Source organism: Asticcacaulis sp. YBE204, assembly GCF_000495855.1.
In the GTDB taxonomy this organism is placed as follows: Bacteria; Pseudomonadota; Alphaproteobacteria; order Caulobacterales; family Caulobacteraceae; genus Asticcacaulis.
Genome location: NZ_AWGF01000001.1, coordinates 512892 through 524437, shown reverse-complemented (window position 1 = coordinate 524437; position 11546 = coordinate 512892). Strand labels below are relative to the sequence as shown.

12 protein-coding genes are annotated in these 11546 nt (G+C 53.9%); 8 read left to right on the top strand and 4 right to left on the bottom strand.

Features of this window, described 5'->3' with window-relative positions:
* The first annotated feature begins 52 nt into the window (after positions 1 to 52).
* Entirely contained in the window at positions 53 to 562 is a 510-nt protein-coding gene (locus AEYBE204_RS23280) for a hypothetical protein (protein ID WP_162148390.1), read from the top strand.
* Positions 563 to 606: 44 nt separating this feature from the next.
* On the opposite strand, the gene AEYBE204_RS23275 is transcribed toward AEYBE204_RS23280, so the two are convergent.
* Entirely contained in the window at positions 607 to 1044 is a 438-nt protein-coding gene (locus AEYBE204_RS23275) for a hypothetical protein (RefSeq protein WP_023460790.1), read from the bottom strand.
* 12 nt (positions 1045 to 1056) lie between these two features.
* Positions 1057 to 1515, bottom strand: a complete 459-nt coding sequence (locus AEYBE204_RS23270) for a hypothetical protein (RefSeq protein WP_023460789.1) — start codon at positions 1513 to 1515, stop codon at positions 1057 to 1059.
* Between AEYBE204_RS23270 and AEYBE204_RS23265 the strand changes: the two genes are divergently transcribed.
* On the top strand, positions 1514 to 3013 hold the full coding sequence (locus tag AEYBE204_RS23265) for an HD-GYP domain-containing protein (RefSeq protein WP_023460788.1): 1500 nt from the start codon (positions 1514 to 1516) through the stop codon (positions 3011 to 3013). The two genes, AEYBE204_RS23270 and AEYBE204_RS23265, sit on opposite strands and share 2 nt — an antisense overlap.
* 178 nt (positions 3014 to 3191) lie before the next feature.
* Here the strand turns inward: AEYBE204_RS23265 and hsdR are convergent, their stop codons facing one another.
* Together hsdR and AEYBE204_RS41055 are read right to left on the bottom strand one after the other, a co-directional pair.
* Complete coding sequence (gene hsdR / locus AEYBE204_RS40960; protein WP_023460787.1) at positions 3192 to 4895, bottom strand: EcoAI/FtnUII family type I restriction enzme subunit R; 1704 nt, start codon at positions 4893 to 4895, stop codon at positions 3192 to 3194.
* Between the two features lie 4 nt (positions 4896 to 4899).
* Positions 4900 to 5007, bottom strand: a complete 108-nt coding sequence (locus tag AEYBE204_RS41055) for a DEAD/DEAH box helicase family protein (protein WP_200862153.1) — start codon at positions 5005 to 5007, stop codon at positions 4900 to 4902.
* A gap of 56 nt (positions 5008 to 5063) precedes the next feature.
* On the opposite strand from AEYBE204_RS41055, the gene AEYBE204_RS40205 reads away from it, so the two are divergent.
* From AEYBE204_RS40205 to AEYBE204_RS23245, 6 genes are all read left to right on the top strand, one after another.
* Complete coding sequence (locus AEYBE204_RS40205) at positions 5064 to 5351, top strand: hypothetical protein (RefSeq protein WP_155908194.1); 288 nt, start codon at positions 5064 to 5066, stop codon at positions 5349 to 5351.
* A gap of 94 nt (positions 5352 to 5445) precedes the next feature.
* Positions 5446 to 6297 carry a type I restriction enzyme HsdR N-terminal domain-containing protein gene (locus AEYBE204_RS40645; RefSeq protein WP_200862152.1) on the top strand — a complete coding sequence of 284 codons (852 nt, stop codon included), beginning with the start codon at positions 5446 to 5448 and terminating at the stop codon, positions 6295 to 6297.
* A 20-nt stretch (positions 6298 to 6317) separates the two neighbouring features.
* Positions 6318 to 7727, top strand: coding sequence for a class I SAM-dependent DNA methyltransferase (locus AEYBE204_RS40640; protein WP_255346416.1), 1410 nt, complete (start codon positions 6318 to 6320; stop codon positions 7725 to 7727).
* Positions 7728 to 7774: 47 nt separating this feature from the next.
* Positions 7775 to 9151, top strand: coding sequence for a restriction endonuclease subunit S (locus AEYBE204_RS39315; RefSeq protein ID WP_155908192.1), 1377 nt, complete (start codon positions 7775 to 7777; stop codon positions 9149 to 9151).
* On the top strand, positions 9148 to 10638 hold the full coding sequence (locus tag AEYBE204_RS23250) for a DNA sulfur modification protein DndB (RefSeq protein WP_023460783.1): 1491 nt from the start codon (positions 9148 to 9150) through the stop codon (positions 10636 to 10638). The genes AEYBE204_RS39315 and AEYBE204_RS23250 overlap by 4 nt, the downstream gene beginning before the upstream one ends.
* 9 nt (positions 10639 to 10647) lie before the next feature.
* A complete protein-coding gene (locus tag AEYBE204_RS23245; protein WP_023460782.1) occupies positions 10648 to 11544 on the top strand; it encodes a restriction endonuclease in 897 nt (298 codons plus the stop codon).
* Positions 11545 to 11546: the final 2 nt, after the last annotated feature.

The following is an 11546-nucleotide window of genomic DNA, read 5'->3' as shown; positions in this document are numbered from 1 at the left end:
CCTGTTTCTGCTTCTTTTTGGCCTGCTGTGCTTGGCCCCGCTGTGCTTGCCCATGACCGCTAACGCCGCAGCCCTGACGATCGCCAAATCGTCGCTGCTGATGTCGGACCCGCTCAACGGTGTCGCCAGTCCCAAGGCCATCCCCGGCGCCGTCGTCGACTATACGGTGAAGATAACCAATCCCAATGGCATCTTCACCACGGTGACGCCGGTGGCGATCACCGACGCCCTGCCGCCGCGCACAAAGTTCTATGTCGGCGCGCTGGGCTCGCTTAGCCTGAACAGCGTCAATCTGGTCACCACGGGGCCGGTAGCCTTCTACGACGACAACCTCCTCGGGCTCGGCCTTCTGGGCAGCGATCTGAGCTATACGTTCGGCGGCTTAGGCAGCGGGACGGATTCGATCGCCTTTTCCAACGATAACGGCGCGACCTGGGGCTATACGCCGGTCGCCGATGCAGACGGTTATGACGCCAACATAACCAATATCCGCGTCACGCTCAGCGGCACCTTCCGCGCCGGGTCAAACTTCAGCCTGAGGTATCGCATCATGATCAAATGAGGGCTTTACGAGGGTTCGCCGACACCGAAATCAGAACCGCACGCTTACGCCAGAGCGTTCCGCCGTTCTTTTTCGACCTGAAGCATCCCCGCCAAAAGCGCCCCGAGCAGAGCATAGCCGCCCCAGAAACTGTTGGCCGTAATATAAACGTACAGGCTGACCTGCGGCGTCAGAAGCGGCGCGAAATGACAGGCGACCGCCACCAGCAGAAATGCCGCCGCGAACGCCGTCCATAGCTTGCGCGTGGCGAACGACAGCCAGACGAAGCCGATCAGCACCATCGTATCGACGATGGCGATGCCTATATCCATGCCCGGACGCGGCGTCTGCACCAGCGGCGACGCGACCCAGCCGAACCAGATTAGCCCCGTGCCGATGCGCTCGGTCTTGCCACCCCGCCATAAGGCCCAGATGCCGAAGACGATCGCCAGAACGAGGCTGGTCTTCGACCAGATGAGATTGATCAGGTGCAGACGGTCCATACACGGCCTATATCAGCGGGCACTAACCCGACGCAACGGGCGCGCCTTATGTCGTTCCTTTTCGACCTGAAGCATCCCGGCCAGAAAGGCGCCCAGCACCGCCAGACCGCCCCAGAAACCATTGGCGGTGATGTAGACGTACAGACTGACATAACGCGTCAGAAGCGGTGCGAAATGACTGGCCACGGCCATGACCATGAAGGCCGTGGCAAAGGCCATCCACAGTTTGCGCGAGGTCAGCGAGAGCCAGAAAAATCCAGCGGTCACGATCAGATCGACGATTAGGATGCCGATATCTATGCCCGCATGCGGCGTCTGCACCAACGGGGTCGCGATCCATCCGCCCCAGAGAACCACCGTGCCCAGACGCTCGGTCTTGCCGCCGCGCCACAAGGCCCAGATACCGATAAGTAACGCCAGGACGTTACCGCCGTACAGCCAGATGAGATGAAGCAGGTGGAGACGGGTCATGCGTCGCCTATATCAGCCCGCGCCCAACCGGTGCAACGGCTTCTTAAGCGTGTCCGTCTATGGTGAGGACATGACCAAGGCCCCTAAACTCCCGCTGGTGACCGCGAAGAACCTCAGACTGTCCGAGCTTCTGAGCGCCTTTTCCTATGCGCTCGACATTACCGAAGGCCAGCCGGAAGGGCACTGCGTCCGCTGTTGCTGGATCGGTATGCACGTCGGCGAGGAACTGGGGATGTCCCCGCAGGAACTATGGGAGCTGTATTACGTTCTGCTGCTCAAGGATCTCGGCTGTTCGTCGAACGCCGCGCGCATCTGCCAGCTCTATCTGACCAACGATCTCGATTTTAAACGCGATTTCAAGGAGATAGATACAGGTCTGTCGGACGTGATGCGCTTCGTCATTTCGCACACAGGTCTGAAGGCCGATCTGGCCGAACGCTTCCGCGCCGTGGTCAATATCTTCAAGAATGGCGGCGAGATCGCCCGCGAACTGATCGAAACGCGCTGCCAGCGCGGGGCCGATATCGCGCGCCAGTTACACTTTTCAGAGCCCATCGCCGTCGGTATCCGCGATCTGGACGAGCACTGGGATGGCCGTGGCCAGCCGATGAAACTGGCGCGCACAGCGATCTCGCCCTATGCCCGCATCGCGCTGCTCAGCCAGTGCGTCGATGTCTTTTTCATGAGCCGCGGCCACGACGCCGCCAAGGACGAAGTCCTGAAACGCGCCGGGACGTGGTTCGAACCGGAGGCCGTCGATGCTTTTCTGGAAATCTGCGATCGCGACGGTTTCTGGGACGGCCTCGCCGCGCCGGATATCGCCACGCGGGTGCAGGCGCTGGAGCCGCCCCACGCCGAGGTCGAACTGGATGAGGACTATCTCGACGATATCGCCATCGCTTTCGGGCAAGTCGTCGACTCCAAAAGCCCCTATACGGCGGGCCATTCGTCACGTGTCGCGCTCTATACCGACATGATGGCTGAGGTGCTGGGCCTCGAAGCCCATCAAAGACGCTGGCTGAAACGCGCCGCCCTGCTGCACGATGTCGGTAAGCTGGGCGTGTCCAACACCATCCTCGACAAGCCCGGTAAGCTGGACGGCGACGAGTGGACGCAGATGCAGGCCCATGCCCTGCACACCGAAACCATCCTCTCGCGCATCGGCGCCTTTTCTGAACTGGCCAGGATCGCCGGCGCGCACCACGAGCGGCTGGACGGCAAGGGTTATCCGCACGGTCTAAACGCTGAGGAGATCAGTTTCGAGACGCGGATTATCTCCGTGGCGGACTTTTTCGACGCCCTGACGGCCGACCGGCCTTACCGTGCGGCCATGCCGGTTTGGAAAGCTTTGGAGATCATAGGCGAGAGCGTGGGCAACGCCATCGATCCTGTATGCTTTGAGGCCCTGAAAACCGCCATCGACCGCATCGAGACGAACAGCACGACCGGCACGGTATACATGGACACCGAGGACCGCCCCTTGCAGCGGACGGCGTGATCCTGAGTTCCGGGCATTAAAAAACCCGCCAAACAGCGGGGTTTTTAAGATGGTGCAGGAAAGGACTCGAACGGAACAAATAACCATTTGATTTCAATATTATGATTTAAGGCAGTTACAGTTCGATACCCCCAATCATACCCCCAAACTTCTGTGTTTTGCCGGTTACAGTCCGCTCTTAAATCGAATACAGCGTTTCCTGCAACCGAATATAGGCGTCCTTAATAGTCGAAAGTTCGCCCAGTCGCGTCTTGCCCTCGGCCACGCTGCCATATCGCGCGATCAGGTAGTTGCCCAGCTTCCTCGTCCCTAATTCACCTTCACCATTTGTCTCATAGGCGCGCAGGATCGAAACCAAGAGGTCTTTCAATTCACCGTCAATGGTCCTCAGCTCCAGCGTCTCGGTCGTCTTGGCTCGCTGGTAGCGCGTCACCGGCGGATGGGTAAACAGAATATAGGCCAGCACGTCGAACAGGTCGGAATCCTTGGCGTCGATCAAGTGCCGCATATCATCCAGCTTATCGTGATCGTATCCGCGATCTGAAAGCTGTTCCAGAAACTGCTCTCGTCTGTCGGGGTTGCTCCATGCCGCGCGCAAGGCATCTTCATCGGGTATCATGCCCGACAGATCACCGAACAACCTTTGCAGAAACTCCGCTGCGGTCATTGGGCGGCCATCCGGCCCCCAGTAGGTCGTCGTGGCGACGAAACGGATATGGCGATCCTTACCGTCAGCCAGCCTTATGACGATCTTTCCGGTAGACCCGGTATCGTCCTCGCCCTCGTCCTCACCACCGTCGCCGAACGGCTCATCCGGATCAGGTTCGCCGGGAGCGCGTGGCCCGCGCGGCTCAGGCGCAACCGGCTCCAGCGGCTCGCCATCCCATTCCGGGTCTTGAAAATTCTCATGCGCCTTCACGAAATCCCAGATCGTGAAAAATGCTTTTCCCTCAAAGGTACGGGTGCCGCGTCCGATGATCTGCTTAAACTCGATCATGGATTTCACAGGCCGCATCAGCACGATATGCCGCACATTGCGCGCGTCGACGCCCGTCGATAGCTTCTGAGAGGTCGTCAGGATAGTCGGGATGGTCTTGTCGTTATCCTGAAATGCCCGCAGATGCGCTTCACCCACCGCCCCGTCATTGGCGGTCACACGGTGGCAATAGTCAGGGTTAGTGCTGGTCTTCACCTGATTGATCAGATCGCGGATCAGTGCCGCATGGTCCTGCGTCGCGCAGAAAACAAGCGTCTTTTGCCGCTGGTCGATCTGGCTCATGAACTCTTTGACGCGGCTCAGTTCGCGCTGTTCGATGACAATGCGCGTATTGAAATCCAGTTCGCTGAACCGATCGCCTTCTTCGACCTCACCGCTCACAAGCTCGTCGGAACCATCATAAACATATTCGTCGATGGTGCTGGCCATCTGACGCACTTTGAACGGCGTCAGGTAGCCGTCTTCGATCCCCTCTTTCAGGGCATAGGTGTAAACCGGCTCGCCGAAATAGGCGTAGGTGTCGGCATTGTGCTTGCGCTTGGGCGTAGCGGTCAGGCCCAGTTGCGCCGCAGGTTCAAAGTATTCGAGGATCGCCCGCCACTCGCTTTCATCCTTCGCGCCGCCCCGGTGACATTCGTCAATGATAATGAAGTCGAAGAAATCAGGCGGATACTGCGTATACAGTGGCTCGCCATCGCCGGTCATAAAGGTCTGGAAGATGGTGAAAAACACGCTTGCGTTTTTCGGCACCCGTCCCTTGTGCTTGGCGATGGTCACCGGATTGATCCGCGTCAGGGCGTCAGGGTCGAAAGCCGAAAAGGAATTGAACGCCTGATCGGCAAGAATATTACGGTCGGCCAGAAACAGGATGCGCGGGCGGCGCACCGGTTCACGGCTCAGATTCCATTTGGATTGAAAACAGCTTCCACGCAATCTGAAAGGCAATCGAAGTCTTGCCGGTGCCGGTGGCCAGGCTCAGCAGAATACGCCGGGTCACTTCTCACTGAAAATCAACATAAAGAGGCCAACAAGCTTGAGAAGCAGGTGATCGGCTTGGAAGACGACGCCAATCCAGAATATGGAATGTCGCCGGATGACACGGCGACACGGATCGCAGAATTACGCAAACTGGCCAACATTCTTGGCCGCAAGGCGGTAGCGGATGAGGTGAGGATATCGCGTGGGAGGTTAACAAGTATTTTGGCGGGCGGGGCCCTGCCAACGGGAATGACAACTGCGATGGCGAGATTGAGAATAGCGGCTAATGTTGCACGCCAGGGCCACGAAAGAAAGCTATCCGAGTTGCGCAAATCAGTCAAAAACTTGGGCTTAGAGCGATAGCAAGAACACATGGCTTGGAGGCGTCGAATTTACGGCGTAGGCTCCGGAAATACCTGGCGTCACTCGCGAAAAGCGGAGCTATAAGGGATGAAAGATGATTCTAGAGAAGGCAAGTTTCGCCTATCCCTTGCATGTGGAACAAGAAAAAATGGCTATAAATGAAGAAGTTTCGCTAAAACCTAATTCAGATATTGAACGGGGGATTGACGCCAATATTGTTAGTATATCCGACGACGGTAAAAGCGTTGTATATATTTCGCAAAATAGAAAATATAGATTAAACAATACTGAAGAAATAGTGCGCGCCACAGCCTATATATCATTAATATTGGACTACGGTTATTCGGCGGATTGCATAGCTTTAGAATTTTCGGTGCCCGACCGAGTGCCAAACCATTTTGCGGATATCGTCGTATTCAAAGATCGCACCAAAAAAACGCCCTATATCGTTGTCGAATGTAAGCGAGAAGAAGCAAGTCAAGGAGAACTGGATCAAGCCGTTGCTCAAGGCTTTGGCTACGCCAATCAGCTCCGGGCTGAATTCTTGTGGATGACTTCTATCATCCGAAATGACTATTTTAAAGTCATGGGGTTCGGGGGTGCCGAACGCATCGAAAACAGAATCGCCGACCTTCCTAAGGAAGGTAAAACCGAAGCCGCCCGCGCCAAATATACTAAAGGCGGTAAAGATGGCTTCGAGCTGGAAACCGTTCAGGAAAACGAACTCACTCGTAAATTCAAACAAGCTCATGATGCTTTGTGGGCAGGGGGGAAGCGTAACCCATCTGAAGCTTTCGACGAACTCGACAAGCTAATTTTCTGTAAAATTTGGGATGAGAGGACCCCGCGCAAACCGGGCGAACCCTATGAAAAGGGCGCGAGAAGGATGAAGAGGTTTTCAAAGAAGATATCCGTCTTTCAAGCTCGGAACTCCAAACCGTCGTAGGCTACCTTGCGGGCACCGACTTGGGCAACACGGACCTAGATAGCAAGGGACGTGCTTTCGAAACTTTCATGACCGGGTTTTTCCGGGGTGAATTTGGCCAATATTTTACGCCACGCAACATCGTTAAATTCATCGTCGATGCCTTGCCTATCAACCACGATTCCGTCGTGATCGACACGTCATGCGGAAGCGGCGGGTTCCTGCTTCATGCACTGGATAAGGTGCGGCGCGAAGCCGACAAAATGGCCGAGGATGGCTACTTCAAGCCGAAATCGGTTCAGCACCACAAGCATTGGCATGACTTTGCTGAGAAAAATCTATTCGGTATAGAAATTTCCGAAGGGATCGCCCGCACCGCCAAAATGAACATGATCATCCATGATGATGGCCATACCAACGTCATTGCCTTCGATGGACTGGAATCCATCGAAACGATGCGCGATCGCACCAAAAACCAGGGCTTCAAGCCTAACAGCTTCGATTACATTATCACGAACCCACCCTTCGGCGCGAAAGTGAAACTGAAAGAGAAGCGCTACCTCGAAGATTATGATCTGGGTTTCAAGGATGTCGATTGGATCGATGCCAAACTAAAGAACATCACGGTCAAGCAAAAGAAGGTTGGCGAGAAAGATTTCATCCGCCGCACCCTACTTGAACAAGCCCGCGATCAACAGACAACCGAAGTGCTGTTTATCGAACAATGTCACCGCTTTTTGAAGCCGGGCGGCTATATGGCAATGGTCATTCCCGACAGCATACTGACCAATTCCAGCATGCAATATGTGCGGGATTGGATAGAAGAGCATTGGCGTATTGTCAGTGTCGTTTCACTTCCGCAATTTGCTTTTGCCGCCAATGGCGCGGGCGTAAAAAGTTCGGTGCTGTTCCTGCGCAAGTATGATGACGCAACGACCATCGCCATTCAGCGCGCCAAGGAGAAGGCGCAGGACGCGATCCATGCCCGTAAGGATGGTGGCAAGGCGCTCACGCTGATTAGTGAGAAAGCCACCAAGCTGAAGAAGGGCGACGCCACGATTCAGCACATACAGCAAGAGCTCGTGGCCCGGCTAGATGCCCTGAACGCCCAAGGCAATCTGACAGCGGACGCCAAGCGCAAGCTAAAGGCCCAAGCCGACGAAGACGTAAAAGCCCATGAAGCGACGGAGGGCTTCCAGCTATGGAAAGCTGCGACGGCAGAAGAATTTAACGAGCGAATCGCCACGATGCGCGAAGCGCTGAACGACGAATTCTTGGGCGAAGTGAAGGCCAAGGTCGCGGACTACGAAATCTTCATGGCGATTGCCGAAGATATTGGCTACGACGCGACCGGACGGCCAACCGGGGCGAATGAGCTTGATATTGTTTCTGGAGAATTGAGCCGCTTTATCCAGCACATTGAAAGTGGGGGCGCGCGCCCTTTCGCCTAAGCCCCAACCTAAGTGAAGATCATTTCTTCACTGTAAGTTGGGGCATTTTGAAGGATCGCTTTGATCCTTTACCTTTTCAACCTTCGTTCTTTCTCCGTCGCCTTGTTGAAGGCGGAAGGCATGAGTACGTGCGGTTCTCAAAGATCGCTTCCGGCTTTAACAATGGTTTCGCAGTCGGGCGTGAATTGCAGGCCGACGAAGAAACTGAATTTCTTCAATTGCGCCCAACAAATATGGATTCTGAAGGTAGATGGCTTTTCGAAAAGCTCACCTACCTGGACGAAGGCGTGATTCCCACTACCGCCAAATCTGTCTCAAACGGCGACATTGTTTTCAATAACACCAACTCGCAGCAACTTGTGGGAAAGACTGGCGTTTGGGATGGTTCGCAGCACTCAACCATGCTTCTTTCCAACCACATGACACAGATCATGTTGAATAGTGGATATAACCCAGAGGTTTACGCTTTTGTTCTGAATATTTACCGCGAAAATAGAGTGTTCTTTAATCTGTGCACAAATTGGAATAACCAGTCAGGATTTGCAGGCGAACGACTTCGCGCGCTTCCGATTCCATTATTGCCGCCTGCCGACCAACAATTAATCTATACTATTATTGACGTCAGTAGGAAAAACGCAAAAATCAAGCACCTTCAGGCCGACGCACTACTCGCCTCTATAGACGACTACCTGCTCTCGGAACTTGGCATCGTGCTTCCGCCTGAACCAAAAAGCACCATCGCCAACCGCATGTTCCGCACTAACGCGCATGAGTTAGCAGGTTGGAGGTTTGATGCACGCGTTCATCAATACGATTTCAATCTGAAGTCCGGCAAACATCCGAATGCCCGTTTGGGCACGATATGTACCATCAACCCGAAAACTGTTTTTCGCGACCTCACGGATCGCGATGAAGTCAGTTTTATACCAATGGATGCCATATCGGATCGCTTGGGCATCATTGAGAGGCGTGAACAACGCATCTTGGCGGAAAACATTGGCTACACGTCGTTTAGGAATGGTGACCTGCTTTGGGCCAAAATCACGCCATGCATGGAAAACGGAAAGTCAGCCGTAGCCTATGACCTTCACAACGGGTTTGGCTATGGATCGACCGAGTACCACGTCCTACGCTCCCCTGACGATCGGCTGGACGTCGGCTATTTGCATGCGCTCTTAAGAATGAAGCGCGTTCGTAAGGCTGCGACGCGCTTCTTCACCGGCTCTTCAGGGCACCAACGCGTTGATGCTGACTTCTTGCGAACGCTTGAAATTCCCATTCCGCCAATCGCTTTTCAGCGCGAGTTGGCGGAACAAGCGCGATCTCATGCAATTAGTGCAATCCAGCTTGAAGCTGAAGCTAACGCTGAACTTGAAAAAGCCAAGCGCAAGATTGAAGCCATATTGTTGGGGGATGCCGCATGAGCACTACATTTACCGGTGCCTTTGCCCCTTCCATTGGCGGCTTCCTAACCGTGCGCGGCTATGCCCGGCTAGCCGACATCGCCAAATGCTCCCTCGCCGATGAGGCGTATCAACGCGATTTGAAACCGGATCACGTCGAAGATATCAAAAAGTTCTTCGACGAAGGCGAATATCTGTTCTTCCCCGAAATCATCCTGTCCGTTCAACTCGATGCCGATTTCGAAAAGTCAGATGCGCCTGATGGTGACCCCTTCAAATTGATTAGCCAGGGCGCTCCCTTTAAGTCCAACGTAAATAGTCTGAGCATAAGGCCACGCAAACCAAAATCGGCAAATGATCTAACACGTTATGAAATCACGGTTCCGGATGGGGCTAAGCTTTTCAAAAGGATCGATGGCAATCATCGACTAAGTGCGTTCGAAAAGCTTCAGGACGAAAAATTCGACCGCTTCGAAGCGCCCTTCTGTGTTGTGTTCTTGCCCGCGAAAGAAGCGCGGCGGAATGAAAAGGCCCTGTTCCACAACATCAACACCAAAGCTTGGCCACTGACATCCGAAGAAGCCTACAAGGGCATTGTCGATGACGTCGTGGACTTTCCCGACGATGCCTTGCGCGACCGCTTCGGTGCCGAATATCTTCAATGCCGCCAACTCAAGGGGCGTTTGGATTTTGCCTACCTTTCGAACCTGAAAGCGACATTTGGCCAGAATGAAGGCCAAAACGAATGCAGCCGCTCGGTCTTGATCCAGTCCCTGCAAGACGTCCAAAAGCAGTTGGGAAGCGAAACCCCGCTTGAAACCGATGCCGTGTTCGAAGCGATAAAGCGCATCAACGATACCTATGCTGACTCGCGTTTGCGGACATCAACCGCCCAAGGATTGTTCGCGGCATTCCTGTATTTTCATCTGAACAAGGACCGGTTCAACGGCAGCTATGAGCAATTTACAAATTGGGTTCTTCGAACGCACCAACACGAACTGACATCAATTCATGCGGCGGACCTGATCAAAATATTCGGGAAAATTGCCCAATCGCGTAAACGGCAAGTTTTCGTGTCGATGCAATTTACCCCGGACACAAAGCCCAATTTCGAAGCGATCGAAAGCGCAGTTAAAGATCTAAACAAGGCGCATAAGCTCGATATTGAAATCCGGTCTATACGTATCGATCAATTCGACACGGGCTATTCTTATGAGATCAACGGCGAAGTTTTACGCCTAATCGAAGATTCCGGTCTGTTGATAGCCGACTTAACGCATGGCAATAAGAACGTCTATCAGGAGATTGGTTACCTCATGGGATTGAACCAAGGCAAAGGCTTTCCCCACGAAAACTTTCTTCTGATCCATAACGGGTCGATTGGCGATGTCTCCAAAGATATCGGCTTCAATATAGCTGGAATCAAGCAATTACGCTTAAACGACACCAATTCGTTGCGTGAAGAGGTCAAGAAGCAGATTTCAACATTCTACGGTTTGGGGGGATAGATACCGCTATTGGTAAATCCAAAAGGCCCTAAATTTGTTCAATATTTCCAGCCAGTCATTGACGGGCTTCGCGACCTTGGATCGTCCGCTAAACCGCGTGAGGTCTATACCTGGATCGCAGAGCGGTTATCAATTCCGAAGGAGGAAATCGAAGGGACGACGAAAGGCGGCCAATCCAAGTTTGAAAATAAGGTTGGTTGGGCGCGGTTTTATCTGGCCAAAGGCGGGCTGATCGACACTGAGCAGCGCGGCGTTTGGGTCCTCACCGAAAAAGGCCGCACGGCAAAACTTTCCGATGACGACGCCTACAACCTGTTCAAGACCATCCATGACAGCTTTCAGCGAGAAGACGGAGAGCCGGGCGAAGCGGAAACAGAAAACACCGTCGACGAAGCCGATGCGAGCGCCCCGGACGAAAAAACTTACCTCAATCAAGATTCGATCCAAGAAGAGCTCGTTCGCATTTTGCGCGGGGTGACGGATAAGGGCTTTGAGGAGCTAAGCGCGCGGCTTCTTCGGCACATCGGCTTTGAGAACCTGAAAGTGACAGGACAAACGGGCGATCATGGCATTGATGGCGAAGGCTTCCTTCTTATCAACCGCTTTGTACGCATCAAGGTCATGTTTCAATGCAAGCGATATACAGGCACCGTACAGGTGAAGGAAATCCGCGACTTCCGCGGCGCAATACAAGGCCGGGCGGAAAGGGGTATTTTTCTTACGACCGGCACCTTCACAAAAGGCGCTCGCGAAGAAGCAGCTCGCGAGAATGCAACTGCAATTGAACTGGTTGATATAGACCGGTTGTTGGAACTGTTGATTGAGGAAAGCCTTGGGATCCGAGAGACAAAGGCGCTCACAATCGATCGTGACTTCTTCGCGCCCTATCAAAAAGCGGGTCAATAAGC